Origin of the sequence: Mesorhizobium sp. (assembly GCF_005063415.1) — a bacterium.
Lineage (GTDB): Bacteria > Pseudomonadota > Alphaproteobacteria > Rhizobiales > Rhizobiaceae > Mesorhizobium.
In genome coordinates this window covers 91189-117289 of the sequence record NZ_SUEG01000004.1, presented here as the reverse complement: position 1 = coordinate 117289, position 26101 = coordinate 91189, and the positions used below count along the sequence as shown (strand labels likewise).

The 26101-nt window shown below is 63.4% G+C and carries 22 protein-coding genes; 16 read left to right on the top strand and 6 right to left on the bottom strand.

Annotated elements, in window-relative coordinates:
- Nucleotides 1-807: substrate-binding domain-containing protein (locus E5W70_RS02665; RefSeq protein WP_292653911.1), on the top strand; the 807-nt coding region annotated here is incomplete at its 5' end.
- Between the two features lie 540 nt (nucleotides 808-1347).
- Here the strand turns inward: E5W70_RS02665 and E5W70_RS02660 are convergent.
- Entirely contained in the window at nucleotides 1348-1929 is a 582-nt protein-coding gene (locus E5W70_RS02660; RefSeq protein ID WP_031211029.1) for a TetR/AcrR family transcriptional regulator, read from the bottom strand.
- 253 nt (nucleotides 1930-2182) lie between these two features.
- On the opposite strand from E5W70_RS02660, the gene E5W70_RS02655 reads away from it, so the two are divergent.
- The 3 genes from E5W70_RS02655 to E5W70_RS02645 are packed head-to-tail and all read left to right on the top strand — an operon-like array spanning nucleotide 2183 to nucleotide 6802.
- Nucleotides 2183-2458 (top strand): hypothetical protein, encoded by a 276-nt coding sequence (locus E5W70_RS02655; protein WP_292653910.1) that lies wholly within the window; start codon nucleotides 2183-2185, stop codon nucleotides 2456-2458.
- Nucleotides 2452-5631 (top strand): multidrug efflux RND transporter permease subunit, encoded by a 3180-nt coding sequence (locus tag E5W70_RS02650; RefSeq protein ID WP_292653909.1) that lies wholly within the window; start codon nucleotides 2452-2454, stop codon nucleotides 5629-5631. Before E5W70_RS02655 ends, E5W70_RS02650 begins: the two co-directional genes overlap by 7 nt.
- A gap of 16 nt (nucleotides 5632-5647) precedes the next feature.
- The gene (locus tag E5W70_RS02645; RefSeq protein ID WP_292653908.1) at nucleotides 5648-6802 is read left to right on the top strand and encodes an efflux RND transporter periplasmic adaptor subunit; all 1155 of its coding nucleotides are present in this window, start codon (nucleotides 5648-5650) and stop codon (nucleotides 6800-6802) included.
- A gap of 326 nt (nucleotides 6803-7128) precedes the next feature.
- Here the strand turns inward: E5W70_RS02645 and E5W70_RS02640 are convergent, their stop codons facing one another.
- On the bottom strand, nucleotides 7129-7539 hold the full coding sequence (locus tag E5W70_RS02640) for a cupin domain-containing protein (RefSeq protein WP_292653907.1): 411 nt from the start codon (nucleotides 7537-7539) through the stop codon (nucleotides 7129-7131).
- A 59-nt stretch (nucleotides 7540-7598) separates the two neighbouring features.
- Nucleotides 7599-8213, bottom strand: coding sequence for a TetR/AcrR family transcriptional regulator (locus E5W70_RS02635; protein ID WP_292653906.1), 615 nt, complete (start codon nucleotides 8211-8213; stop codon nucleotides 7599-7601).
- Between the two features lie 254 nt (nucleotides 8214-8467).
- On the opposite strand from E5W70_RS02635, the gene E5W70_RS02630 reads away from it, so the two are divergent.
- From E5W70_RS02630 to E5W70_RS02615, 4 genes are all read left to right on the top strand, one after another.
- Nucleotides 8468-9199: a GntR family transcriptional regulator gene (locus E5W70_RS02630; protein ID WP_292653905.1), complete on the top strand. Its 732-nt coding sequence runs from the start codon at nucleotides 8468-8470 to the stop codon at nucleotides 9197-9199.
- A 40-nt stretch (nucleotides 9200-9239) separates the two neighbouring features.
- A complete protein-coding gene (locus E5W70_RS02625; RefSeq protein WP_292653904.1) occupies nucleotides 9240-10346 on the top strand; it encodes a mandelate racemase/muconate lactonizing enzyme family protein in 1107 nt (368 codons plus the stop codon).
- Nucleotides 10347-10560: 214 nt separating this feature from the next.
- On the top strand, nucleotides 10561-11883 hold the full coding sequence (locus tag E5W70_RS02620) for a homoserine dehydrogenase (RefSeq protein ID WP_292653903.1): 1323 nt from the start codon (nucleotides 10561-10563) through the stop codon (nucleotides 11881-11883).
- Between the two features lie 19 nt (nucleotides 11884-11902).
- Nucleotides 11903-13390: an FGGY family carbohydrate kinase gene (locus tag E5W70_RS02615; RefSeq protein ID WP_292653902.1), complete on the top strand. Its 1488-nt coding sequence runs from the start codon at nucleotides 11903-11905 to the stop codon at nucleotides 13388-13390.
- A 259-nt stretch (nucleotides 13391-13649) separates the two neighbouring features.
- On the opposite strand, the gene E5W70_RS02610 is transcribed toward E5W70_RS02615, so the two are convergent.
- Nucleotides 13650-14612, bottom strand: a complete 963-nt coding sequence (locus E5W70_RS02610; protein ID WP_292653901.1) for a sugar-binding transcriptional regulator — start codon at nucleotides 14610-14612, stop codon at nucleotides 13650-13652.
- Between the two features lie 267 nt (nucleotides 14613-14879).
- On the opposite strand from E5W70_RS02610, the gene E5W70_RS02605 reads away from it, so the two are divergent.
- The 5 genes from E5W70_RS02605 (at nucleotide 14880) to E5W70_RS02585 (ending at nucleotide 20206) form a co-directional block, all read left to right on the top strand.
- The gene (locus tag E5W70_RS02605) at nucleotides 14880-15890 is read left to right on the top strand and encodes an ABC transporter permease (RefSeq protein WP_292653900.1); all 1011 of its coding nucleotides are present in this window, start codon (nucleotides 14880-14882) and stop codon (nucleotides 15888-15890) included.
- A gap of 150 nt (nucleotides 15891-16040) precedes the next feature.
- A complete protein-coding gene (locus E5W70_RS02600; RefSeq protein WP_292653899.1) occupies nucleotides 16041-16979 on the top strand; it encodes a sugar ABC transporter substrate-binding protein in 939 nt (312 codons plus the stop codon).
- Nucleotides 16980-17012: 33 nt separating this feature from the next.
- Nucleotides 17013-18521 carry a sugar ABC transporter ATP-binding protein gene (locus E5W70_RS02595; RefSeq protein ID WP_292653898.1) on the top strand — a complete coding sequence of 503 codons (1509 nt, stop codon included), beginning with the start codon at nucleotides 17013-17015 and terminating at the stop codon, nucleotides 18519-18521.
- Between the two features lie 126 nt (nucleotides 18522-18647).
- On the top strand, nucleotides 18648-19412 hold the full coding sequence (locus E5W70_RS02590; protein ID WP_292653897.1) for an SDR family oxidoreductase: 765 nt from the start codon (nucleotides 18648-18650) through the stop codon (nucleotides 19410-19412).
- Nucleotides 19413-19420: 8 nt separating this feature from the next.
- A complete protein-coding gene (locus E5W70_RS02585) occupies nucleotides 19421-20206 on the top strand; it encodes an SDR family oxidoreductase (protein WP_292653896.1) in 786 nt (261 codons plus the stop codon).
- A 56-nt stretch (nucleotides 20207-20262) separates the two neighbouring features.
- Here the strand turns inward: E5W70_RS02585 and E5W70_RS02580 are convergent, their stop codons facing one another.
- Both E5W70_RS02580 and E5W70_RS02575 read right to left on the bottom strand, forming a co-directional pair.
- The gene (locus E5W70_RS02580) at nucleotides 20263-21333 is read right to left on the bottom strand and encodes a D-alanine--D-alanine ligase family protein (RefSeq protein ID WP_292653895.1); all 1071 of its coding nucleotides are present in this window, start codon (nucleotides 21331-21333) and stop codon (nucleotides 20263-20265) included.
- A 33-nt stretch (nucleotides 21334-21366) separates the two neighbouring features.
- Nucleotides 21367-21495, bottom strand: coding sequence for a hypothetical protein (locus tag E5W70_RS02575; RefSeq protein WP_292653894.1), 129 nt, complete (start codon nucleotides 21493-21495; stop codon nucleotides 21367-21369).
- 400 nt (nucleotides 21496-21895) lie between these two features.
- On the opposite strand from E5W70_RS02575, the gene E5W70_RS02570 reads away from it, so the two are divergent.
- The 3 genes from E5W70_RS02570 to E5W70_RS02560 all read left to right on the top strand — a co-directional run bounded on the left by E5W70_RS02570 (nucleotide 21896) and on the right by E5W70_RS02560 (nucleotide 26000).
- Nucleotides 21896-22870, top strand: coding sequence for an ABC transporter substrate-binding protein (locus tag E5W70_RS02570; RefSeq protein WP_292653893.1), 975 nt, complete (start codon nucleotides 21896-21898; stop codon nucleotides 22868-22870).
- Between the two features lie 74 nt (nucleotides 22871-22944).
- On the top strand, nucleotides 22945-24021 hold the full coding sequence (locus tag E5W70_RS02565; RefSeq protein WP_292653892.1) for a glycine betaine/L-proline ABC transporter ATP-binding protein: 1077 nt from the start codon (nucleotides 22945-22947) through the stop codon (nucleotides 24019-24021).
- Nucleotides 24018-26000, top strand: a complete 1983-nt coding sequence (locus tag E5W70_RS02560) for an ABC transporter permease subunit (protein ID WP_292653891.1) — start codon at nucleotides 24018-24020, stop codon at nucleotides 25998-26000. Before E5W70_RS02565 ends, E5W70_RS02560 begins: the two co-directional genes overlap by 4 nt.
- The last annotated feature ends 101 nt before the right edge of the window (nucleotides 26001-26101 follow it).

Genomic DNA, 26101 nt, shown 5'->3' with positions numbered 1-26101 from the left:
TTCATGGCCGATCTGGCCAGGCACATCGAGGATTATGCGGCGCGCCTGCCGCTGGTTGCCTCCTGCCGCATCCACAAGCTCGCCGGCATCTCGCCGAGCGCCTTGCAGGCGGCCGTCGAAAACCTCTCGCTCAAGGCGAACGGCGTCGGCGTCATCGCCATCCATCATCCGAGAACGCGCAACATCTTGCGCGAGATCGTCGAGGCCGGCATCCGCCTGGTCACGCTGGTGTCCGACGTTCCCGGCGCGCCGCGCTCAGCCTATGTCGGCATCGACAACAGGGTGGCCGGCCGCACTGCGGCGCTGCTGATGGGACGGTTCCTCGGCGGCCGCCAAGGCCATCTGGCGATGGTGGTCGGCTCACGTTCCTATCGCGGCCACGAGGAACGCGAAATGGGTTTTCGCTCCGTGCTCGGCGAGGAGTTTCCCAATCTGACCGTCACCAGCGCCGTCGAGATCAACGACGAGCCGGAGGTCAGTTATACCGCGACCATGAAGGCGCTGCACAACGAGCCGGAGCTGCTCGGCATCTACTGTATCGGCGCCGGGCGCTCGGGCGTTGCGAAGGCGCTGCGCGAAGTCAGGCCGCAGAAGAAGCCGGTGTTCATCTGCCATGATCTGACGCGCGAGACGCGCGGCTATCTCGTCGACGATCTGCTCGACGTCGTCATCGACCAGAATGCGCGGCTGATCGCCGAACAGTCGGTCATTCGCCTGCTCGGCTCGATCGCCTCGTCGGCGCCCTATCTGACGCGGAAATTCATCGAGCCGCGCCTGATCTTCAAGGAAAATGTCCCGGTGCAGTGATGCCGCGCGAGGGCGTCGCTCGGGCCTCGATCGTTAAAATTCGGTTGATACCGCAAATCTGCACATCACCTATGCAACTTTTGTGGTTGCCGAATCATTGGGCAATCGATAGTTTCGCAGGTGTCGGCCATCTACTCCTCCCAGATGCGATGCCGACGCTGAGTGCGGTACACCTCCTCCCGTGCCGTATTCGAAATCGAGCCCGCTGCCACCTCCTCCCGGCAGCGGGCTTTTTTTGTTCCCGCTCCGGGATAGCGGCCGATGCTTGCGGTCGGGACAGCACCGGACACGATTGCTGATCCGCGGATCGATGAGCTGCGACCGCCGCGGCTTGTCGGGCGGAATCCTGTCACACTTGTCACTCTCACCGGTTCGCCGGCGGCCCTATCCTGCCTCACGAGCAGCAAACAACGCCGCGCCGGCAATGGTGCGGAGGATCGGCAAGGGGCACGCGAGATGGCACATCGCGATGGGACGAGACATCACCCGGCGGCGCGGCGCGCAATCGAAACGCCACGGATCGTTTCGCCGCTTGCGAGACTATCTGGCCCTGAAAGAAGTGATCAGGCCTTCCGCCATGCGGACGAACTGCGCGCTCGGGCCCTCGGCGCCGACGCTTTGCAGGCTGACGCGGGCGCCCTCGAGCAAAAGCGACAGCGTGTCCGCAAGAAGTTCGGCCTGGCCGATGCCGGCATCGCGACACAGGGAGACCAGTCGCTCGCGCTGCGCTTCCTTGAGTTCCTTGATCACTTGCCTTGCCGGATGATCGGCCTCGCTCAGCTCGATGGCGGCGTTGGCCATGTCGCAACCGCGACGATCCGACATCAGGCAATCGGCCGCCATCCGGACCCAGGCGTGCAGCTGCGCCAGCTTGTCGCCCGGATTCTCGGCCTCGAACTTTTCCCACATCGCGTTGGCGCTGCAGGCGGTCGCCCGCAGGCATTCGATGATCAGGTCGTCCTTGGACTCGAAATGCCGGTAGAGCGTCATCTTGTTGGTGCCGGCGGCCTCGGTGATGGCGTCGATGCCGACGCCGCGAATGCCATGCTTGTGAAACATGTCCCGTGCCGTCTCCAGGATCCTGTCCCGGGGGCGAACACGCTCCACAACACCGTCTGTCATCAAAACCTCCGTGATTGCGTTTCCCGAAATTCCCTCGGTGCACCTCTTGACTAGGGTGTTACCGGTCTGTAACTTTAGAGATGTTACTTACCTGTAACACCCGCATTGCATCATGTCAAATTCGCAAGTGCCGGCCATCAGCCCCGCCCCGATCGGCAAGGGGACGAACCGCACCTTACGGCCTCGGCCGGCGAGCAAGAGAACATCCGATCCGCGGCTTGCCGCGGATCGCCAAAAACCAGGAGCCGCTTCGATGTCGCAGCGCAATGATCTGACGATCGATGAAGTCGTGAGGGATCCGATGATCCGCATGCTGATGAAGGCCGACCGCGTCGACCCGCGGTCTTTCGAGGCGATGCTGCGTGCGCTGGCGGATGAACAGGCCGAGCGCCGCAATGCGCCGCGCCGCCTCGTGGAAGATTTCGGCTTTCTGGAAGATTCCGGCTCAACGCGCAGCCGGCGGATGTCCAGGGTGGCCAAGGCCTTTGGCCGGGCCAGAGCATCGGGCGAGGCGTGCATCTCATGGTAAACTTCTTCATCCATCGTCCGATCTTTGCGTCGGCGATCGCCATCATCATGGTGCTCGCCGGGGGGATCTGTTATTTCCTTCTGCCCGTCTCGCAATTTCCCGACATCACGCCGCCCCAGGTCGTGGTCAGCGCCCACTACCCGGGCGCCAGCGCGCAGGTCGTCGCCGACACGGTGACGACGCCGCTCGAACAGCAGATCAACGGCGTCCAGGGCATGACCTATATGTCGTCGTCGAGCTCCAATGACGGCTCCTCGACGATCACCATCACCTTCGACGTCGGCTACGACCTGAGCACCGCGGCCGTCGACGTCCAGAACCGCGTCTCGCAGGCGGCTTCCTCGTTGCCGGCCATCGTCAACCAGGGCGGCGTGACGATCAAGAAGCAGAACCCGAACTTCGTCCTGATCGTCGACCTCACCTCGCCGGACGATTCCGTCAACCCGGTCGCGCTGAGCAATCTCGCCTATCTGCAGGTGGTCGATCCGCTGAAGCGCCTGCCCGGTGTCGGCGACGTGCAGATCTTCGGCGAGCGGCGCTATTCGATGCGCATCTGGCTCGATCCCGACAAGCTCGCCAATCTCGGCATTACTGCCGTCGACGTGCAGAACGCCGTGGCCGAGCAGAACGTCCAGGTGGCGGCCGGCAAGATCGGGCAGTCGCCGGCTCCGGCCGGCACCGCCTTCGAGATGCAGGTCAACGCCGTCGGCAGGCTGAGCGATCCCAAGGAGTTCGGCGACATCGTCGTGCGGGCCAATACCGCCAACGGCTCGCTGGTCAGGCTGCGCGACGTTGCGCGCATCGAGCTCGGCGCGCTGCAATATTCGTCGTCGGCCTTCTTCGGCAAGGACCCGACGGTGGTGCTCGCGGTCTACCAGATGCCGGGCTCCAACGCGCTCGATCTGCAGCAGCGCGTCAAGGACAAGATGCAGGAGCTGTCGGCCCGCTTCCCGAAGGGCGTCAGCTACGCCATGCATTACGATACGACACGTTTCGTTTCGGCCTCGATGCACGACGTGCTGATCACGCTCGGCGAAGCGCTGGTCCTGGTCGTCGCCGTGGTGTTCATCTTCCTGCAAAGCTGGCGCACCACGATCATCCCGACGATCGCAATTCCGGTGTCGCTGGTGGCGACGCTGGCCGTCATGCATATGCTTGGCTTCTCACTGAATATGCTCAGCCTGCTCGGCATGGTGCTGGCGATCGGCCTCGTCGTCGATGATGCGATCGTCGTCGTCGAGAATGTCGAACGCCAACTTGAGGCCGGCCTCAAACCGCTGGCTGCCACGCGCACGGCGATGGCTGAGGTCACCGGCCCGATCATCGCGACGACCGCCGTGCTGATGGCCGTGTTCGTGCCGGTCGCCTTCATTCCCGGCGTGTCCGGCCGGCTCTACAACCAATTCGCCCTGACGGTGGCGATCTCCTTCGGCATTTCGGCCTTCGTCTCGCTGACGCTTACCCCGTCGCTCAGCGCCGCCTTCCTGCGCCACCGGCCGGAAACGCAGTTCGTGCTGTTCCGCTGGTTCAACATGGGCTTCGAACGGCTGGCGCATGCCTATGCGAATGGTGTGCGCATTCTCATCCGCCTGCGCTGGATCATGCTCGGCGTGTTCGCGGCCGGACTTGTCGCGACCTATTTCGTCTGGCAGCGCCTGCCCTCGACCTTCCTTCCGGTCGAGGACCAGGGCTACTTCTTCGTCGTCATCCAGCTCCCCGATGGAGCCTCGCTGGAACGCACCGACGCGGTGGCGCAAAAGGCACGCGACATCCTACAGAACACGCCCGGCGTCGACATCGTCGGCTCGATCAGCGGCTTGAACTTCCTGACCAGCGCCGCGCAGTCGAACTCGGCGGTCGAATTCGCCATCCTGAAGCCATGGGACGAACGCGGCCCCGACCAGAGCGCCTCGAAGCTCGTCGCCGACGTGCGCAACAAGCTGCTGCAAATTCCGGAGGCTTTTGCGCTGAGCTTCGACCCGCCGTCGATCCCGGGCATTGGCACCACCGGTGGCTTCGAGTTCCAGGTCGAGGACCTGACCGGCCGCGGCAGCGTGGCGCTCAACGATGCGACGCAAGCCGTGATTGCCGAGGCGCGCAAGCAGCCCGAGCTCAACCCGCAGCAATTGTTCTCGTCGTTCTCGACCTCGACGCCGCAGTTCAACTACGATCTCGATCGCGCCAAGGCGAAGCTGCTCGGGCTCAACCTGCCGGACGTGTTCAATACGCTGCAGATCTATCTCGGCTCGCTCTATGTGAACGATTTCAACTTGTTCGGCCGCACCTTCCGGGTGACGATCCAGGCCGACAAGGACTCTCGTGCCGGCCCGGCCGACATTTCGCGGCTCTATGTCCGCAATGCGTCGGGTGGCATGGTGCCGCTGAGCACGCTGGGCAAGCTTGTGCCCGTCGTCGGCCCAGAGACCGTGCCGCATTACAACAACAATGCGTCGGCCCTGATCAATGGCGGCGCCGCCCCCGGCTTTTCGTCCGGCCAGGCGGTGGCGGCAATGGAGCGTGCCGCTGCCACGGCGCTGCCCAGAGATTTCGGCTACGAATGGACCGGCATCACCTATCAGGAGCTCAAGGCGGGATCGATCGCATCCGTCGTCTTCGGCCTTGCCATCGTCTTCGTCTTCCTGATCCTCGCCGCGCAATATGAGAGCTGGGCGATGCCGTTCATGGTGCTGCTGGCGGTGCCGCTTGCATTGTTCGGTGCGTTCTTCGTGCTGTGGCTGCGCGGCATGCAGATCGACGTCTATTCGCAGATCGGCTTCGTCATGCTGATCGGACTGGCGGCCAAGAACGCGATTCTGATCGTCGAGTTTGCCCGGCGCCGGCGCGAAGAAGGCCTCAGCATCGTCGACGCCGCGATGGAAGCGGCGCGGCTTCGGCTGCGACCGATCCTGATGACCGCCTTCGCCTTCATCCTCGGCGTGCTGCCGCTGATGTTCGCCACAGGTGCGGGTGCCGCAAGCCGGCAGTCGATCGGCACCACCGTCTTTGGCGGCATGGTTGCGGCGACGATCCTGTCGCTGGTGTTCGTGCCGGTCTTCTACGCGGTGATCGAGCAGCTGCGCGAGCGCCGCGGCGAGAGCGAGCCGGTTTCCGAAGCGACCGAACAACCAACTGCCGAACCCGCCTTCGTGCCCCTGGCCGAAGCGGCTGAATAGGACTGGAGAATTGATCATGCGTAAATGGAAAATCGCGCTGGGAACGGCCGTCGCCCTTGGGGCGATTTCGGTGGCGAGCGTTCACCTGCTCGACATGGGCAGCCTCAGCCTCAACGCCGGCACAGCCGGGGCGGCGACACCCAAGCCGGAAGCCTTTGTCATGCCGGTGCCGGTGGTGAGCGTCGTCAAGAAGACGATCCCGATCTATCTCGACTACGCCGCCCGGGTGGAGCCAATCCGCAGCATCACGCTGCAGGCGCGCGTGCCGGGTTATCTGCAGGAGCAGGTCGCCACCGACGGCAGCGACGTTGCGAAGGGCGATCTTCTCTACAAGATCGCCCCGGAGGATTTCCAGGCTGCCCTCGAGCAGGCGAAGGCGCTTATCCAGCGCGACACGGCAACACTCGACTATGCGCGCTCCAATCTCGGGCGCGGCAGCGAGCTCGCCAAGAGCGGCTATCTCGCCAAGGACGTGTTCGACCAGCGCACCAGCACCTTGCGCGAGGCTCAGGCCTCGCTCGCCGTGAACCAGGCCGCCTTGCGGACCGCCGAGCTCAATTTGAGCTATACCGAAATCAGTGCCCCGTTCGCGGGACGTATCGGACGCAGCCAGGCTTCCGTTGGAACGCTGGTCAGCGTCGCCGGCACGGTGCTCAACTCGCTGGTGCAGCTCGATCCGATCTACGTCACTTTCAATCCGAGCGAAACGGACCTGACCCAGATCGAGGAAGCTCGGGCCGCGGGACCGATCAGTGTCGACGTGCTGCTTCCTGGTGAGACCGAACCGCGCCAGAAGGGCGATCTTACTTTCATGGACAACACGATCGATCGCTCGACCGGCACGATCACGGCACGGGCGACGGTCGGCAACGGCAAGTTCACGCTGCTGCCCGGCCAATATGTCCGCGTCCGGCTGCACGTCAAAGAGCAGCCCGATGCGCTGATGGTGCCGCAGACGGCACTCGGCTCAGGCCAGCTTGGCAAATACCTCTATGTCGTCGGCAAGGACAACACCGTCGACCAGCGTATCGTTTCGCTCGGACCGACCAATGGCGATCAGGTTGCCATCTTGAGCGGTGTGGCCGAAGGCGACCGGGTGATTACCGGCAATCTGCAGAAGATCGGCCCGGGAATGCCTATCTCGCCGCTGTCCGAGAAACCGGCCACCTGATAACCCCCATCAGGTCCGGTCCCGCGGCGCCCTCGGCTCCCACGCCAAGGGCGCCGCTTTTTGCTGATAGTTTCGACACGGTCGATTCAAGCCGTAGCGCGAACGGCGGCTCTGGCGACGATGGCAGCATAGAGGTGCTCTCTAGCTGTGAAAGCAGTTTGTGGATCAGCAAACGAGACATCCATCCAGCCGACGGCTTGTCGCGGCTGCACGTATCACTCGCGCGAAGGCCCGCTTCGACCTGGATGGATGGACTGCTGGATTTAGGCGGCATAAGGCACCGTCCTCCAGGTCAAATCCTGAGCCTGGCGCAACGGTTTCGCCGGTCAGGCCGCCTGCAGGATCTGGATTCCGTGGCGTCCGGTAAGCTCGATCACGCGGTTAATCATGTCAGCGGTCGGCGGGCCGGAGGGCGCGTCCTTGGATGCAGCCTCTTCGAAGAATGCGATCATCTCGTCGTCGACGATCGCCATGAATATAACCGGCACGGGACCAGCATTGCGATAGCCATGGGGCGCGTTGCCAGGAATGGTGACGACATCACCGGGTTCCACCTCATATTCTTGCGCGACACCATCGATCACCGTCCACATCGTGAGAGTGCCCTCGAGAATGCGGAAAATTTCCGCGGAAGGATGCGTGTGGGGCGGCGTGCCGCTTCCAGGAGGTACCGTGACGTCGATCACGTTGAGTGCCGTCCCAGCGAGCTTTGCCCGGACAGCGACCTGATCGCCCATCACCCAGAAGCCTTGAACCGAATCGGCCGGATGGACCGTCGCTTTGGTCTTATGCCAAGTCACTTGCTTTTTCCCTTTCGAACAGCGCCCTGCTGCGATTTTGCCGCATTGAGCAAGGCGCGAATTGCCCAGGCGGCTGCCTCTCCGGCCTCACGGCCGGTAAGACCCCAGTAGTCTTTCATCGTCTGCCAGGCAGTGGCGCTGAACAGGAGCTGGATCACGGCCTCAAGCTGGCGCGCCGCCTTCGGGTCCATTCCGTTTGCGACTTGCGAAAGGCTGCTCCGAAAGGCACGTTGCCGCTCACCATTGGCTTGCAGGCGCATCTCGCGCCCGGTAGCGCTCGCATGCGAGGCTCTGACTACGCCTTCGATTGCGTCCAACGAGGCGAAAAGGTCGGGAGGAAGATCGATCAGATCCTGCTCCCGCTCAGGCCAGAACCGCACTCCCAGCGAGGCATTGGTGCTGGCCCAAAAGGCTTCCAAAAGCGCTTCCTTCGTCGGGAAGTGGCGGAAGATCGTCCTTCGGTTCACGCCCGAAACCTCGGCAACCTCATCGAAGCCAAGGAGGCTGTACGGATTTTGCTCCAGGATCGTTCGAATGGACGCGAGGATGCGCTCGCGCGTGGCCTGCGCCTGCTCTGCCCGCAGCGGGCTCTCGTATTTCTGAGTCATCATTTGTGAATTCATGTCACTGCTAGTGACACAAAGCTTCCCAGTCGTCAATGGACATTGCGAAGGCTACGCACCAGTCCGTTTCCCGCTGCGAGAAGCCAGCTGACGCTCAGCGAGGCAAGCGGGAAGGCTTGCATGGCCAGGCTGGCTGAGGCCGGAAGAGCGCCAATGTCATGCAGGATCGACAATCCAGAAATTCCTCTTGTTAGATTGTCGACAATCTGCTTGTGTCGCTTTTGGTCTCCTGGAGCAGCCGGATGGCAAAGCTGGATTTCAATCCGATCGCCGATACGACACGCAGGGCAGAGATCGTCGCGCTGCTCCGGCGGGCGATCCTGACCGGCCAGCTGGAGCCGGGGCAGAAGCTCAACGAACTCAGGATTTCCGAGCAGATGCGGGTGAGCCGCGCGCCGCTGCGCGAGGCGATGCGCGAACTGGTGCAGGAAGGCATCCTGACCAGCATCCCCTACGCCGGAACCTTCGTCATCGACGTTACCGCCAAGGATATCGACGATGCCTATTCGCTCAACAAGGTGCTGGACGAATTCGCCATCGCGCGGACCTGGCCGCTTCGCGACCAGCGCTTCTTCGACGAACTCGACCGGCGCCATGCGGCGGTGAAGCAGGCGACGCGCGAACTGGACACGACGCGGCAGATCGAAACGGCGCTGCAACTGCATGGCCTGATCCACGAATGGGCCGACAATTCGGTGCTGCTTGAAACGTGGCAACGGCTGACCAGCCGGCTGCAGATGTATTTCGCGTTGCACCAGCGGGCGCGCAACGAGCCGGTGCCTGCCGAAGATGCTCACGAGACCTATGTGCGGCTGCTCAAGGGCACCGACATGCGCGCCGCCCAGCGCCATGCCAAGGAGCACATCGATTTCGATTTCGAGGCATTGCTCGCCTATGCGCGCGGGCTGGAGCGACGCGGCCCAAATGACGCTAGTCGTGCAAGCCCGACCCGCGGCCGGCCCGGAACCGCCTGATGAGCCCCACCCTTAATATCGCAGATAACGGACAGAAAACGTGCAGATCAAAACCATCAAAGCCTACCATGTCGTCCAGCCCTTCCTTGACGGGCCTTATCGTATGTCCAAGGGGCGCGTCGCCGATGCGTTCGACGCGGTGATCGTCGCCGTCACCGCCGATAGCGGGCTCACCGGCTGGGGCGAGATGGCGCCGCTCGGCAATTTCTATTCGCCGGCCTTCGCCGCCGGTACGCGCGCCGGTGTCGTCGAGATCGCGCCGTATCTCATCGGCCATGATCCACGCGGGCTTGCCAGTATCAACAGGCTGATGGATACCGTGTTCAAGGGCCATCCCTACATCAAGTCGGCGCTCGACATGGCGTGCTCGGATCTTGCGGCGCGCGCCGCCGACGTGCCGCTGGTGACACTGCTTGGCGGACGCGAAAGCGAGACTGCCGAACTCTACAAGGTCGTCACCCACGGCACGGTCGACGCGATGGCCGCACTCGCCAAGCGCATCGTCGACCAAGGATTTCACCGGCTGCAAGTCAAGGTCGGCGGCAACGTCCATGACGACATCGAACGCGTCACAGCCGTTGCCGCCGCGGTGCCGAAGGGCACCGTCATCTTCTGCGACGCCAATGCCGGCTGGACCCCTTACCAGGCGCGCCAGTTCGCCGACGCGACGCGCACCATCGACTACACGTTCGAGCAGCCCTGCACGACGATCGACGAATGCCTGTCGGTGCGCCGCTCGCTCGACAAGCCGATGGTGCTCGACGAATCCGTCGCCTCGCTGGACGATATGCTCGACATCCATCGCAAGGGCGCCGCCGATGGGCTGACGCTGAAGATCTCGCGGCTCGGAGGAGTAACCAAAACGTGCCAGATCCGCGACCTTGCCGTCGACCTGGGCTTCATGATCACGGTCGAGGACACTGGCGGCGCCGAGATCGACACATCGGCCATGGCGCATCTGTCGCTGTCGACGCCGGAGGAGCGCCGGCTGCACGCCATTGCCTTTCACGAATGGGTGACGGTGCGCACCGCATCCAACATGCCGCCTGTGTCGGGCAGCCGCATGGGCATTCCGGACGGGCCGGGACTCGGTATCGATGTCGTTCCCGACCTGCTCGGCGCGCCCTTCTTCGAGATCGGCCGCTAAGCGCAATAACGCTGCACCCCAATCAACCTGAATTTGCCGCGTCCTTCTGACTGCAGAGGCACGGCCGTGTGGATTGACCGCTCGTACGATCGTCTTCGGGCGATTGCAGAGCGACAATGCCCAATTGCCGGTTGAAATATTTTTCATTTGGAAATAGAAATGTTCAAAACGTTGATTTGGACGCTGCGGCGCGTCAGGAACTGGAGGAAGCGACATGTCCCATCCGCAATTTGCAGCGGAACTTCTGCAGCGCGCTGAACAGCAGGGACCGATCACCATCGGGCTTGCCGGCGCCGGGCAGATGGGCACCGACATCGTCGTTCAGGTCGCGCTGATGCCGGGCATGCGGATCGGCGCCATTTCCGAAGTCAGACCGCAGGCAGCGATCGACGCGGCGCTGCTCGCTGGCCACGACCGTTCCGACATCGTCCAGGCCGGCAATGCGGCAGCGATCGACCGCGCCATCGAGGCCGGCAAGATCGCGGTGACCGAAGATTTGCATGCGCTGGCGGCGGCCGGCCGGATCGACGTCATCATCGACGCGACGGGCAATCCCAACATCGGCACGCTGTTCGCGCTCGAAGTGATGAAGAACGGCAAGCACATCGTCATGCTCAATGTCGAGGCCGACATCACCATCGGCCGTTTCCTCAAGGAGGAGGCACGCAAGGCCGGCGTCGTCTATACGGGTGCGGCCGGCGACGAGCCGGCCTGCACGCTGGAGATCATCGGCTTTGCCAAAAGCCTCGGCTTCAACATCATCGCCGCCGGCAAGGGCAAGAACAATCCGCTGAAGATCGACGCCATGCCGGCCGACTACGAGAAGGAGGCGGCTGAGCGCAACATGAATGCGCGCATGCTGGTCGAATTCGTCGACGGCTCGAAGACGGCGATCGAAATGGTGGCAATCGCCAATGCGACCGGGCTGGTGCCCGACGTGCCGGGCATGCACGGCCCGACCGCGACGCTGGAGGAACTGGCAAGCGTGCTCTGCCCGCGCGAGGATGGCGGCGTGCTGCATCGCAAGGGCGTGGTCGACTATTCCATCGGCAAGGGCGTGGCGCCCGGCGTATTCTGCATCATCGAGACCCGGCATCCGCGTGTGCTGGAGCGCATGATCGATCTCAAGGTCGGCAAAGGCCCCTATTTCACGATCTTCCGGCCCTATCATCTGACCAGCCTGGAAGTGCCGCTGTCGGCGGCGCGCGCGGTGGTCTACAAGCGCGCCGACATGGAGCCGCTCGACCGTCCGGTCGCCGAGGCGGTGGCGGTTGCCAAGAGCGATCTTGGCGTTGGCCAGTCGCTCGGCATGATCGGCGAGAACGACTATCGCGGCTTCGCCATGACCTGGGAGGATGCGCGCGCCCGCGGCGCCCTGCCGCTCGGCCTTGCCGAACGCGCCAAGGTGGTCAAGCCGCTCAAGACCGGCGACTTCCTGACCTATGAAAATTGTGTACCCGACGATTCGATGGTGATAACCCAGATCCGCCGCCGTCTCGACCAGTCGGACGGACGGTTCGCTACCAACGCGGCCTGACCCGCCGGATCTCCGCCTGATGGAAGATGTCGTAATCGGGATCGACGCCTCGACCACGGCCGTGAAGGCAATTGCCTTCACGCGCGACGGCGAGGAGCTGTTCCAGGCGCGCGAGCCGTATCCGCTTTCAAATCCGAAGCCCGGCCATTTCGAGCAGGACGCCGAACATTGGTGGACGGCGCTGCTTGGCGCATTGAAGCAGGTCGCCGAGGCGGTCGGCGCTGCGCGGGTGGCGGCGATCTGCATCGCTCACCAGCGCGAGACCTTCACGCTGGTCGACAGCGCCGGCAAACCACTCATCCCTGCGATCCTGTGGCTGGACGAACGCGCCCGGCCTCAGGTTATCAGGCTTTCGGCCGAACTCGGCCGCGAGGCGATCCGCGGCTGGAGCGGCAAGCCGCCGGACCCGACGCCGGCGCTGTATGCGATCGCCTGGCTTGCCGAATACCAGCCGCAGGTGCTGCACCAGGCAGCAGCGCTGGTCGACGTGCACGGATTCTTCGTTCAGCGGCTGACCGGGCGATTGGTCACCAGCACCGCAAGTGCGGATCCGCTCGGGCTGCTCGACGTCGAGAAAGGTACCTGGCATCCCCGCCTCGTTGCGGCCGCCGGACTGCAGATGGAGCAATTGCCCGAGCTGGTCGCGCCGGGCGCAATTTGCGGCGGGCTTTCCACAACCGCGGCGCAGCTGACCGGCCTGAAGGCTGGCACGCCGGTTGTGGCAGGAGCCGGTGACGGGCAAGCTATGGGCCTTGGCATGGGTGTCTATGGCGAGGGCAAGAGCTATCTCTCGCTCGGCTCCGGCGTGGTCAGCGGCTGCTATTCCGGCAAGGTGAAAACCTCGGACGCCTTTCGGACGCTGGTCTCGCCGACCGGCTCCGGTTTCATGCTCGAGACCGTGCTGCGCTCGGGCATGCAACTGGTCGACTGGATCGTCCGCACCACCGCTTCGCCCTCGGCGGCAGCGCTGGAGAAAGCGGCGCTGGATGTTGCCGCAGGCAGCGACGGCCTGCTCATCATGCCCTATTGGGCCGGCGTCATGAGCCCGTATTGGGACGGTGCGGCGCGCGGCGCCATTGTCGGCCTGTCGCTGGACCACCGGCCGGAGCATCTCTTCCGCGCTGTCCTGGAAGGCATCGCCTTCGAGCAGGCCGTTGCCACCGAGGCCATGGAAGCCCAGGCCGGCGGACCGACGGCGATGATTGCCGCCGGCGGCGGCACCAATTGCGCGCTGCTCATGCAGATCATGGCAAGCGTGCTCCAGCGGCCGATCTCGGTTTCGCCGGTCAACGAGGCCGCCGCACTCGGCGCTGCGATGCTGGCGGCCTCGGCTGTCGGCTGGTTTGCCTCGCCCGAGGCCGCAGCAAAGACGATGGCCGCGCAGCCGTCAAGACAGGTCGACCCCGTCAAGGCCCTGGTCCCGACCTATCGCGCCCGCAAAGAAATCTACCGCGACCTCTATCACGCGACGCGGGATATCCACGCGCGGCTGGATGAGGTTGGGTAGGTTTAGTTAGCGAGATGCTGGCGGGACAGCGCCCCCCTCTGTCCTGCCGGACATCTCCCCCTCTTGGGGGGAGATCACGCGCTCAGCCGCGTTCGCCAATCTCCAACGTTGCAGGATGAGCGCCGGCGCCAAAGCTGCCAATCTCCCCCCAAGAGGGGGAGATGGCCGGCAGGCCAGAGGGGGGCGCGAAGGATCGCAACAGAACGGAATTACGGATGCTGCATTTGAGATCAGACTGAGACCTGCGACACAACAGATATCAGCGACCCAGCAGGCCTTTCGCCGCGTCTTCGTCGGTGATCAGAACCGATACCTTGGTGTTGGCGAGCGCAGCCCGCATCACCGCAACCTTCTCGCTGCCTCCCGACACCAGGACGATGCTCGGGATATCCGAAAGATCCTGCAGCGGATAGGCGCAAACGCGGCGGTTGACCTCGTGGTCGACCGGGCGGCCCTCGGCGTCGATGAAATGACACAGAATATCGCCGACGGCACCGGCCGCCTGCAGTTCCTCAAGTTCGCTTGGCTTGATGAAGCCGTAATTGGCGATCGGGCTGTCGTTGGAAAACGAGCCGACGCTGAGCACGGCGATGTTGGCCCGGCGTGCGCGGAAAACGACATCCTGAACGCTGCGCTGGCTCATGAAAGCGTCGCGCTGCTCCGGCCTGTCGGCATAGACCGGCACCGGCAGGAGGAAACACTCCGCACCGATCTTTTCGGCGAAATCCCAGGCGCTTTCGGTTGGATTGAGCGGCTGGGCATGGGTGAGGCCGCCAAGCATCGAAACCACCGTCGTCCTGGCGATCGGCCGCCGCGGCAATTCATTGATGGCGAATTTCAGTGTCCGCCCCCAGCCCAGTGCGATGACATCGCCGGCATTCACATGGTCGGCCAGATAGGCGGCGGCGGCGTGGCCGATCATCAGCGGCGCGTTGCTTCGGTCGGCCGCCGACGGCACGACCACCGCCTGGCTGAGCCCGAACCGCTGCTTGAGGCTTTCCTCCAAAATCACGCATTCGACGACGCTGTCGCGGATGCGAAACTGGACGACACCCTCTTCGCGGGCGGCGGAGAGAATGCGATGCACCTTGATGCGGCCGACGCCGAGAATTTCGGAAATCCGCTCCTGTGTAAGACCCTCGACATAATAGTGCCAGGCGGCGCGGGCCTTGAGTTCGGCGTCCGGGAAGCGCGAGGCTCTTTCGTTCTCTACGATCGTCATCTGTTTGCCTTGCCGCAGCCACCGGCTCTGCTCATGATATTCCAATCCGGCGACTTCGAAATGCCCAAGAATTTCGGAGACCTTGCGTAAGGCAAACCGGCGGACAGCGCAAACCCGTCGTCGGATGAAGCGGCAGGCCTTGACAATTTTCCGACGAACAGTTTAGCTGAACAAAATTGCATGCTAAAGATAAATTGTTCACAGGGAGGGGCCTGGTGAACAAAGTGGCCCGGTGATGCAGCGCCGGATTGCTGTGGAGGAGACAAAGTGGCTGTGAGCAACGACGCAAGCGAGTTGAAGGCAGGCTCTGGCGCGCAGGCTACGGCGGGCGCAAAGTTTTCGGCTGTCTTTGCCGGAACCATGGGCCCGCTGATCGGGCTGGTTCTGCTGTGCCTGGCGCTCTCGCTGACCACCGACACCTTCCTGACTGTCCGCAACATCCTCAACGTGCTCGACCAGGTCACCGTGCTCGGCATCATGGCGATCGGCATGACGCTGGTCATCCTGATCGGCGGCATCGACCTGTCCGTCGGCTCGGTGCTGGCGCTGGCTTCCATGGTGATGGGCTTCGTCGCCCATCCGGATTATCTCAATCTCGGCCTGCCGGCCGGCATCGCCGCAGCCCTCGTCGTCGCCGGCCTTTGCGGGCTGGTTTCGGGCCTGCTGGTGACGGTCACCAAGCTGCCGCCCTTCATCGCCACGCTGGCCATGATGTCGGTGGCGCGCGGCCTCGCCAACATGATCACCGACGGCTCGCAGATCGTCGGCTTTCCCGACTGGTTCACCAGCCTGTCGATCATCCGCCATTTCGGCTTCCTGTCGGTCACCGTCGGGCTGATGATCGTGCTTGCAGTCATTTTCGCGATCTTCCTGAACTACCGCGCCACGGGACGCAGCCTCTACGCAATCGGCGGCAGCGCCGAAGTCGCCCGGCTGTCCGGCATACCGGTCAAGTCGCTGACAAACTGGGTCTACGCGATCTGCGCCGTGCTGGCCGGTCTCGCCGGCATCGTGCTCGCCGCGCGGCTCGATTCCGTCCAGCCAAGCTCCGGCCTCGGCTACGAACTCGACACGATCGCGGCGGTGGTGATCGGCGGCGCCAGCCTGTCGGGCGGCGTCGGTTCGATCGGCGGCACAGCCATCGGCGTCCTCATCATCGGCGTGCTGCGCAACGGGCTGAACTTGCTCGGCGTCTCGCCCTTCATTCAGCAAGTGGTTATCGGCGTGGTGATCGCGCTTGCGGTGGCCACCGACACCTGGCGGCGCCGAGCACAATGAAGAACGGGGCGCAATGAAGAATTGGGCTCAATGAGATTCACCCGGATATTCGGGCGAAAACGGATCGGTGATCCGAAAACTGGGAGTTGTTCGGCCAAGGGGCGCGGCGATGCGCGGGCAGGACAGATTGAACATCAACGGAGGAATAACATGCTGACCAAACGTTCATTGCTGCTTGCCGCCGCGGCCGTCATCCCGCTGCTTAGCCTGTCCGATATGGCCTCGGCCAAGGAGGCCAAGAAGCTCGGCCTCGCCGTCGCCAATCTGCAGGCCGACTTCTTCAACCAGATCAAGCAGTCCGTCGAAGCTTACGGCAAGGAAAAGGGGATCGAGGTCGTCACCGTCGACGCCAAGGGCGATTCGGCGACCCAGGTCAGCCAGGTGCAGGACCTGATCACGCAGAACATCGATGCGCTGATCTACATTCCAGCCGGCGCCACCGCCGCCACCGTGCCGACCAAGACCGCCAAGGCTGCCAGCATCCCAGTCATCAATGTCGACCGCAACGCCGACGGCGCGCCCGGCGACACCTTCATCGCCACCAACAGCGTGGCCTCGGCCAAGGCGGTTTGCGACTACATCGCCAAGCAGGCCGGCGGCAAGGGCGAGCTGATCATCATCCACGGCCAGAAGGGTACGACGCCCGAGGTCGACCGCTCGAAGGGCTGCGGAGAAGCGCTGAAGGGCTATCCCGACATCAAGGTGGTCGGCGAATTGTGGAGCGAAGGCTGGCACCAGGACGAAGGCTTCAAGCTGACGCAGGATCTGTTGCAGTCGCATCCCGACGTGTCGATCGTCATCGGCCAGGCCGATGCGCTGGCGCTCGGTGCGGCGCAGGCCGTCAAGGTCGCCAATCCCGGCCACAAGGTCTGGGTTGCCGGCTTCGACGGCGACGTGGCGGCGCTCAAGGCACTGAAGGACGGCGTCTTCGACGTGACCGCGACGCAGCAGACCCAGGGCATGGGCCGGCTAGCCGTCGATGCAGCAATCAAGCTGGTGGCCGGCGAGACCATTCCCGCCGAACAGCTGCAGGATGCGACGCTGACCACCAAGGACAATGTCGAGCAGTTCATCGCCAAGCATCCCTGATTGAGACCAGTCCGGCAGTCGACGAGCGCAACGATGTCCACCGATCCTCGCCACACGCACAGCCCCCATAACGGGCTAGTCGTCAGCGGCCTCTGCAAGAGCTACGGGCCGGTGCAGGTGCTGGCCGATGCGAGCTTCGAGGTGCGGCCGGGCGAGGTCGTGGCGCTGCTTGGCGAAAACGGCGCCGGCAAATCGACTGTCTCAAACATCATCGCCGGGTCGACCAAACCCGATGCCGGCACCATCACCTGGCGGGGGAACCCTTATTCCCCCGCCAATCCTGCCGCGGCGATCGACGCCGGCATCGGCATGATCCACCAGGAGCTGAAGCTCTTGCCCGATCTGTCGGTCGCCGAAAACGTCTATGTCGGGCGCCTGCCGATGCGTGGCGGTCGCATCGACCGCGCAACAATGAATGCACGGGCATCGGCCCAGTTGAAGCGTCTCGGCCTCGATGTCTCGCCCGAGCGCAAGGTGCGCACGCTGCGTATCGCCGCCCAGCAGCAGGTCGAGATCGCCAAGGCGCTGACGCTCAATGCCGAGTTGCTGATCTTCGACGAACCGACGGCCGCCCTCGGCGGCGAGGAAACGGAGCTCCTGTTCCAGCAGATCCGCAAGCTCAAGGCGGAAGGCATGTCCTTCATCTATATCAGCCACCGGCTGGACGAGATCGCCCAAATCGCCGACCGCGTGGTGGTGATGCGCGACGGGCGCATCGTCGCCCGGCACGAGCGCGCCGACATTCCGGTGCGCACTGTCGTCGAGCAGATGGTCGGCCGCAGTGTCGAGCGGATGTTCCCTAAGGTATCGGCGCCGGGCAACGACACGCTGCTCGAGGTCGAGAACCTGTCCTCGCCGGAACGCAGCTTCCAAAATGTCAGCTTTTCGGTGCGGGCCGGCGAAATCCTCGGCATTGCCGGGCTGATCGGCGCCGGACGCACCGAGCTGGTGCGGGCGATCGCTGGTGCCGATCCGATCTCATCCGGCTCGGTGCGCGTCGCCGGCAAGCCGGTGCATCTCAATGGCCCGGCGGCGGCGATCAAGGCCGGCGTCGTTCTGGTACCGGAAGACCGCAAGGCACAAGGCGTGGTGCTCGACCAGACGATCGGCGAGAACCTGGCGATCGGCAATTTCGACCATGTCGCGCCGAACGGCTGGGTGTTCCCGAAGGCGGTGCAGAAATTCGCCGAGGCCGGTATTCGCCGGCTCGGCGTCAAGGGCCGGCCGAACCAGGCGGTCAGCAAGCTCTCCGGCGGCAACCAGCAGAAGGTGATCATCGCCAAATGGGTGTCGCGCCCGCCCAAGGTGTTCATCCTGGACGAGCCGACGCGCGGCATCGACGTCGGTGCACGCGCCGCGATCTATGATGTCATCGCCGACCTCGCCCGCTCCGGCATGGCGGTGGTGGTGGTGAGCTCCGATCTCGAGGAGGTGCTTGGCCTGTCGCATCGGGTGCTGGTGCTGAGCCGTGGCCGCCAGCGCGGCATTCTCGACCGCAGCGAAGCGAGCAACGTCGCCGTCATGGAACTTGCCACAAGCTAGGACGGCCCATCGAAACAAAGCGCAGCAGGTGGTATCCTCCCGGGCACCAGACCGCGCGGGGCGCCAGCAACAGAGTTGGCGCCCCTTTATTTCCGGAGGACGGCGGTTGGAGAAGAGGGACCGACGATGAAACTATTCGATCTTCATGGTGACGTGGCACTTGTGACAGGCGCCGGCAGCGGCATCGGGCAAGCAATCGCCATTGGGCTGGCCGAGGCCGGCGCCGACATAGCCTGCTTCGGCCACGCCTCCAAAGGCGGGCTGGAGGAGACCGCGCACCGGATCACGGCACTCGGCCGCAAGGCGCTGGTGCTGAACGGCACGGTGACTTCAGAGGCCGATCTCGCGGCCGCGATCGAGCGTACGGAGAAGGAACTCGGCGCGTTGACCATCGCCGTCAACAATGCCGGCGTCGCCGGAGCTGAGCCGGCAGAGACGCTGTCGCTGGAGAAATGGCAGAAGCTCTATGACGTCAATGTCGGCGGCGTGTTCCTGTCCTGCCAGGCCGAGGCCCGCGCCATGCTGACGCGGCGTAAGGGCTCGATCATCAACATCGCGTCGATGTCGGGCTCGATCGTCAATCGCGGCCTGACCCAGGCGCATTACAATTCATCGAAGGCCGCAGTCATCCACATGTCGAAAAGCCTCGCCATGGAATGGGCCGATCGCGGCTTGCGCGTCAATGTCGTCAGCCCCGGCTACACGCTGACGCCGATGAACAAGCGGCCGGAGGTCGCCGACCAGGTCAGGATCTTTGAGCGCGACACGCCGATGGGCCGCATGGCGGCGCCGGAAGAGATGGTCGGCCCGACCGTGTTCCTGGCCAGCCGCGCCTCGAGTTTCGTCACCGGCATCGACCTGATCGTCGATGGCGGCTTCGTCTGCTGGTAGGAGAAAAGATGCAGAAGCGATTCCAGGGAAAAACGGCGGTCATCACCGGCGCCAGCGGCGGCATCGGCGCGGCAATGGCCAGGCGCTTCGCGGCGGAAGGTGCCGCGGTCGTCGTCAGCGCCATCGACCCGCGCGTCGACGAGGTCGCCGCCGATCTCAAGGCTGCGGGCGCCAGGGTCGCATCGCTGCGCATGGACGTGACCAAAAAGGACGAGGTCGTCGCCCTCTATGACCTGGCCGAGCAGGAGTTCGGCCGCGTCGATATCTCCGTGCAGAATGCCGGTGTTATCACCATCGCCAGGATCGAGACAATGACCGAGGCCGAATGGGACAAGGTGATGGCGGTCAACACCAAGGGCGTGTTCCTGTGCTGCCAGGAGGCGATCGCGCGTATCCGCAAGCACGGCGGCGGTGGCCGGCTGATCAACACCGCATCCGGCCAGGCGCGGCAGGGTTTTATCTACACACCGCATTATGCCGCCTCGAAATTCGGCGTCGTCGGCATCACCCAGAGCCTGGCCAAGGAAGTGGCCAAGGAGAAGATCACCGTCAACGCGATCTGCCCCGGCATCATCGACACCGACATGTGGGCCTATAACGATGCCGCATGGGGCAAGTTGATGGGCGACTACAAGCCCGGCGAGCTGATGGCCGAATGGGTGAAGAACATCCCGATGGGCCGCGCCGGCAGCGGCGAGGACGTCTCCGGCCTGGTCAGCTTTCTCGCCAGCGGCGATGCGGCCTACATCACCGGCCAGACCATCAATGTCGATGGCGGCCTGATCATGTCGTGAGATACGACACAGGCCAATGTCCCATCCGCTGGTATCTGAAAGCCCCATCGCTGCATTCAGGCTGCTCGGCCGGCCCGTGCCAATCCATGTTCCACGAGCCGGTCGATGATTTCGGAATAGCTGACGCCGCTTGCCGCCATTGCCTTGGAATACATGCTGATATCGGTGAAGCCGGGGATGGTGTTGATTTCATTGACCAAGAATTGCATGTCCGGTGTCAGGAAAAAGTCGACGCGCGCCATCCCGTCACAGCCGACGGCTCTGAAAGCCCTTGCAGCCACATCCCGCATGCCTGCCTCGACCTCCGGCGGCAGTCCGGCCGGCACTTTCAGCACCGCGCCGTTCTCGTCGATGTATTTGGCATCGTAGCTGTAGAAACCGTGGCTTTCCGCCGGCACGATCTCGCCTGGCCGCGAGACGAACAGGTCGCCTGCCGGGTCCTCCAGCACGCTATATTCGATCTCGCGCCCACGAATGAATTCCTCGGCCAACAGCTTGCAATCGTGCCGGAAGGCTTCAGCAAGCGCTCCATCGAATTCCTGGCTGGCACGGACTTTTCTGACTCCGACAGACGATCCCTGACGCGCCGGTTTGATGAAGAACGGCAGGCCGAGTTCGCTTTCCAGTATGGCGAGGGCAGGCGCCGCACCTTCATGGATCGTCACTGAGCGTGCGATTGGCAGCCCCGCCGCTTTCAGGAGCCGCTTGGCGATATCCTTGTCCAGCGCGGTTGCTGAACCTAGGATGCCGCAGCCGGCGAGCGGCACCAGAGCCACCTCGGCCACCCCCTGTACCGAGCCGTCTTCGCCATGGGGGCCGTGCAGGACGGGAAACAGGATGTCGATCTTTGGCAGATCATAGGGCATGCCGTCGGCCGGGATCGCCATCATCCGTCCGCGCCCACCCGGAACCAAGCAAACTTGCGTGCCGCCCGCAGGTTTTGCGAGCGTACCATCCTGGAAGCTGCTCAGCAGCCACTGTCCTTCGCGCGTGACGAAGATTGGGACGGCATCGTATTTGGCGGGCAGCAGAGCCCGCATGACATTGGTTGCTGAAAGCACCGAAACGTCATGCTCGGCGGAACGTCCGCCAAAGAGCACGGCGATGCGCAGTCTGTTCAGGGTCATGAAAGCCTCGGATATGATGTGGTGTTGAAAAGGTCAGAAGCCGATGGCGATACCGCGGTTCGCAAAGAAATAAGACGCTTTGGTCTGCTGCATTGTATCGGTACCCTGTCCTCGCGGCTCGCATACGGGATGACTGGCAACCTTGGCTTTTTTCAAACCCATCTACGGGTCCATGCAAAAAGATGGGCCGTGAAATTGGCCCCGGCGTTAATCGTTGCGCGACATGAACGTTGGTATATATAATTTCATCTCATGAAAGTGGCTCTGAGCGAGTTGCCGAGCCAACAGCCGAGATCATGGGACTTTGATGGTTTGCACCTCAAGACTGGCGATCGATCCGTGGATGACTGCTTCGGCAGCAATCCTTCGGCAGTCATGACGCGGCCGGTCCCGCCACATCTTCACCAATTTGGGCACCACTGCGTTTTGCGCCGGCATCCGCTTCGGCAGCATTGTGGCGCCTACGGCCTTGCGCAACGACCAGCTTTTCCAACACAATCAAAAAAAGACGCAAGAAGGGAACCAACGATAACGTCCACCAGAGCTTGACAGGAGAACAAGCATGTCACTTCGGAGCATGATTTCGAATTTCTCAATGGGAGCCTTAACACTTGCCGCAGCAAGTGCACTGACACCTTCGGCCTATGCGGCGGCGCCGGAATCCAACGACCCGATCAAGATCGCGCTGTTCGACTGGACCAGCGTCAATCTGAACGCCAAGATCCTCGGCGGCATCCTCGAAAAGCTCGGCTACACCGTCGAGTACCCGACCGCCGACTATCTCTCCAGCCTGACCACCGGCCTGACCAATGGCGACATCGATGTCGGCCTGGAATTCTGGGACACGACGGCCGGCGAGGCGATGAAGGCCTCGGACGCGACGGGCCAGACCGAACGCCTCGGCAAGCTCGGACCCAAGGCCAAGGAAGAATGGTGGTTTCCCGAATATATGAAAGAGAAATGCCCCGGCCTGCCGAACTGGGAAGCGCTGAAAGATCCGAAATGCGCCGAGGCCTTTTCGACGGCCGAAACCACACCGAAGGGGCGCTATCTCGGCGGCCCGGTGACATGGGAAGGTTTTGACGACGAACGCGTCGAGGCGCTGAAACTGCCCTTCACCGTCATCCATGCCGGCACCGATGCGGCGATGTTCGCCGAACTGGACTCGGCCTATCAGCGCAAGGCACCGATCATGCTGTGGATCTATTCGCCGCATTGGGCGCCGGCCAAATACAAGGGCGAATGGGTCGAATTCCCTGACTATACGACAGAGTGCTACACCGACCCGAAATGGGGTGTGAACCCCGACGCGAAATATGACTGCGGCAAGCCGCATGGCGAGATCTGGAAATATTCCTGGGCCGGGATGAAGGACAAATGGCCGGTCGCCTACAAGGTCGCGAAAAACTACACGGTCGATACCGACGAGCTCAACAAGATGAGCGGCCAGATCGATCTCGAAGGCAAGACGCCGGAAGACGTCGCCGCCGCCTGGATCGCCGCCCACGAAGCAGACTGGAAAGCTTGGGCCGAGTGACCGTCTGACTGGAAATCCGACGACCCGGCCATTCGTGGCCGGGTCTCGATCCCGTGTTCCAGAAGGACGACCGCATGACCGATACGATTGAACAGGCGGCGAAAGCGGGCAACGATGCCCGCCCGATAAAGCTTGCCTGTCGCAATGTCTGGAAGCTGTTCGGGGCGGACGCGGCCAATTTCATCCGCCGGCGCGATGGCAAGGCCAGCCTGGCGGACATCGCCGATGCCGGACTGGTTGGCGCGGTGCGCGCCGTCGATCTCGAAATCCGCCAGGGCGAGATCTTCATCATCATGGGACTTTCGGGGTCAGGCAAGTCGACGCTGGTGCGCTGCATGTCGCGGCTGATCGAGCCGACCCACGGCAAGGTCGAGTTTGAAGGCAAGGACCTGCTCAAGATTTCCGATGCCGCGCTGATCGAGCTGCGACGCCATCGCATGGGCATGGTGTTCCAGAATTTTGCCTTGCTGCCACATCTCAACGTACTGGAGAACATCGCCTTTCCCTTGGGCATCCAGGGGCAGGACCGGCCGACACGCGAGAAGCGGGCCCGTGAAGTCATCGAGCTGGTCGGCTTGCGCGGCCGCGAGCATTTCTATCCGCGCGAGCTTTCCGGCGGACAGCAGCAGCGTGTCGGCATCGCCCGCAGCCTCGCCACGAAGCCGGAAATCTGGTTCCTCGACGAGCCGTTCTCGGCCCTCGATCCGCTGATCCGCCGTGAGATGCAGGACGAGCTGATGCGGCTGCAGACCATGCTGCACAAGACCATCGTCTTCATCACCCATGATTTCGACGAGGCCATCCGGCTGGCCGACCGGATCGCCATCATGAAGGACGGCGAGGTCATCCAGATCGGCACGCCGGAAGAGCTGGTGGTCAACCCGGCGACCGACTATGTCGCCGAATTCACCCGCGACGTCGACCGTGCCAAGGTGATCTCGGCCAAAAGCCTGATGCGCGCCTGCGACGGCGCCGAGTACGGCGGCACGGTCGCGCCGGATGCCAAGATTGCCAGTTTCTCGGCAGATATTGTCTCTGCCGGCAAGCCCTTCGCGGTGGTCAACGGCACCGGCAAGCCTATCGGCGAAGTCACGCCGCAGGCGGTGATCGATCTTCTGGCAGGCATCGAGCGTCGTGGGGCCGGCGCATGACGGTCACGGCAAGCGCCAGCGCAGCGAGGCCCCGGCCGGTTCAAACCTGGCTGGCGATCTGGGCCTGCGCGCTCGCCGCCGTGCTTATTGTCTTCCTGCTGCAGGAAAGCCTGCCCTGGGCGGTCAATTACCCGGCCGGCGCGACCGTTCCTGTCGCCGACTGGGTCAGTTCCCTGATGAACTGGGTGAAGTCGAACTTCTCCTGGCTGACCCGCTCGATCACCGCGGTGCTCGGCGTGCCGCTCGATTTCGCGCTCGGTCTTCTGGCCAAGAATTTCAAGATCGGCCATGGCGCGGATATGATCGTCTTGCCGCGGCTGTCCTGGGTCGGCGTCTGCGCTGCCGCCTACCTTGCGGGGCGCGCCGCCGGCGGCTGGAAGCTGGGTGCGCTGGTCGGCGGCTGTTTTCTCTACACCGCGCTGTTCGGGCAGTGGACCAGCGCCATGCTGACGCTGGGCCTGATCTCAATCGCCGTACCGTTTTGCATTGTCACCGGGCTGTTCGCCGGCATCTGGGCATGGCGCAAGCCTTGGGTGGAGAGGCTGTTGATCTCCCCTGCCCTCGATCTGATGCAGACGATCCCAACCTTCGCCTATCTCATCCCCATGCTGCTTCTGTTCGGCAACAGCCCGGTTTCGGCAATGATCGCTACGGCAATTTTCGCGACACCGCCAATGGTGCGGGCGACGATGCTGGGCCTGTCGCGGGTGCCGTCGGAGATCGACGATTTCAGCGAGATGGCCGGCTGCACAGCACGGCAGAAACTGTGGCGGGTGCTGCTGCCGTCGGCGCGGCCGACATTGATGGTCGGCGTCAACCAGGTCATCATGCTGGCTCTCAATATGGTGATCATCGCCTCGATGATCGGCGCCGGTGGGCTCGGCTATGATGTGCTTTTGGCGTTGCGCGCGCTCAAGGTCGGCGAGGCCATGGAAGCTGGCCTCGCCATCGTCGCACTGGCAATTGCACTCGACCGGCTGAGCCAGGCGATCGCCCACAATCACGCCAAGGGCAATGTCCGCCATCAGCCCGGGACCAGCTTCTGGCGGCGCTATCCCAACCTGACGCTGGCCGTCGCCATCCTCGCCGTCACCACGCTGCTCGGCCTGTTCGTGCCGGCCTTCGCCGCGGTGCCGAAAGCGATCACCTTCACCACCGCGCCTTTGTGGAAGGCGGCGGTGAACTGGATCACCATCAACTTCTTCGACACGATCGAAGCGTTCCGCGTGGCGCTTATCCTCAATGTGCTGAACCCGGTGCGCGCCTTCTGCGAGGGCTTTCCGTGGCTGGGCGCGGTTTGTCTCCTCGGCCTTGCCGGCTACCAGCTCGGCGGCTTGCGCCTCGCCGCCCTGGTCGCGGCATTGACAGCGTTCTGCGCCGTCACTGGCCTTTGGGAAAAGACCATGGCGACAGTCTATTTGTGCGGCATCTCGGCCTTTGTCGCTTGCCTGATCGGCATTCCGATCGGGCTGATGGCATCGCGCGGCGACCGCTTCGAAAAGATCGTCACGCCGGTCATCGACACGCTGCAGGTGCTGCCGTCGTTCTGCTTCATCATTCCGGTGGTGATGCTGTTCAGGGTCGGCGACGTCACCGCGATGATCGCCACCGTCGCCTTCGCCGTGGTGCCGGCCATCCGCTACACCAATCACGGCATCCGGCAGGTGCCGCCGGCGCTGATCGAGGCGGCGAAGGTTTCCGGCTGTACCAGGCGCCAAACCTTCTTTCGCGTGCAGCTGCCGCTGGCGTTGCCCGAGATCATGCTCGGCGTCAACCAGACCATCCTGATGGCACTGGCGATGATCATCATCTGCGCCATGGTCGGCACGCGCGATCTCGGCCAGGAGGTGTTCATCGCCCTGTCCAAGGCCGATTCCGGTCGCGGCATCGTCGCCGGCCTGGCCATCGCCTTCATCGGTATCGTCGCCGACCGGCTGTTCAACGCCTGGACGGCGAAGGCTCGGGCAAGGCTGGGATAGTCCGGGATGTCGCAATAGCGCGCAGGTGATGAGTTACCGACCCCTACGCCCAAAGACATAGCCCTTCGGGATTATTGCTCGCTCTAGCCTCACATCGTACG

Bases quoted from the DNA above. Each gene is read 5' to 3' on its own strand.
- E5W70_RS02610 (WP_292653901.1), bottom strand. From the start codon at position 14,612: ATGACGATCGTAGAGAACGAAAGAGCCTCGCGCTTCCCGGACGCCGAA.
- E5W70_RS02600 (WP_292653899.1), top strand. From the start codon at position 16,041: ATGCTGACCAAACGTTCATTGCTGCTTGCCGCCGCGGCCGTCATCCCG.
- E5W70_RS02615 (WP_292653902.1), top strand. From the start codon at position 11,903: ATGGAAGATGTCGTAATCGGGATCGACGCCTCGACCACGGCCGTGAAG.
- E5W70_RS02660 (WP_031211029.1), bottom strand. From the start codon at position 1,929: ATGACAGACGGTGTTGTGGAGCGTGTTCGCCCCCGGGACAGGATCCTG.
- E5W70_RS02655 (WP_292653910.1), top strand. From the start codon at position 2,183: ATGTCGCAGCGCAATGATCTGACGATCGATGAAGTCGTGAGGGATCCG.
- E5W70_RS02560 (WP_292653891.1), top strand. From the start codon at position 24,018: ATGACGGTCACGGCAAGCGCCAGCGCAGCGAGGCCCCGGCCGGTTCAA.
- E5W70_RS02640 (WP_292653907.1), bottom strand. From the start codon at position 7,539: ATGGGCGATCAGGTCGCTGTCCGGGCAAAGCTCGCTGGGACGGCACTC.
- E5W70_RS02650 (WP_292653909.1), top strand. From the start codon at position 2,452: ATGGTAAACTTCTTCATCCATCGTCCGATCTTTGCGTCGGCGATCGCC.
- E5W70_RS02635 (WP_292653906.1), bottom strand. From the start codon at position 8,213: ATGATGACTCAGAAATACGAGAGCCCGCTGCGGGCAGAGCAGGCGCAG.
- E5W70_RS02595 (WP_292653898.1), top strand. From the start codon at position 17,013: ATGTCCACCGATCCTCGCCACACGCACAGCCCCCATAACGGGCTAGTC.
- E5W70_RS02575 (WP_292653894.1), bottom strand. From the start codon at position 21,495: ATGGGTTTGAAAAAAGCCAAGGTTGCCAGTCATCCCGTATGCGAGCCG.
- E5W70_RS02645 (WP_292653908.1), top strand. From the start codon at position 5,648: ATGCGTAAATGGAAAATCGCGCTGGGAACGGCCGTCGCCCTTGGGGCG.
- E5W70_RS02565 (WP_292653892.1), top strand. From the start codon at position 22,945: ATGACCGATACGATTGAACAGGCGGCGAAAGCGGGCAACGATGCCCGC.
- E5W70_RS02580 (WP_292653895.1), bottom strand. From the start codon at position 21,333: ATGACCCTGAACAGACTGCGCATCGCCGTGCTCTTTGGCGGACGTTCC.
- E5W70_RS02620 (WP_292653903.1), top strand. From the start codon at position 10,561: ATGTCCCATCCGCAATTTGCAGCGGAACTTCTGCAGCGCGCTGAACAG.
- E5W70_RS02570 (WP_292653893.1), top strand. From the start codon at position 21,896: ATGTCACTTCGGAGCATGATTTCGAATTTCTCAATGGGAGCCTTAACA.
- E5W70_RS02590 (WP_292653897.1), top strand. From the start codon at position 18,648: ATGAAACTATTCGATCTTCATGGTGACGTGGCACTTGTGACAGGCGCC.
- E5W70_RS02585 (WP_292653896.1), top strand. From the start codon at position 19,421: ATGCAGAAGCGATTCCAGGGAAAAACGGCGGTCATCACCGGCGCCAGC.
- E5W70_RS02630 (WP_292653905.1), top strand. From the start codon at position 8,468: ATGGCAAAGCTGGATTTCAATCCGATCGCCGATACGACACGCAGGGCA.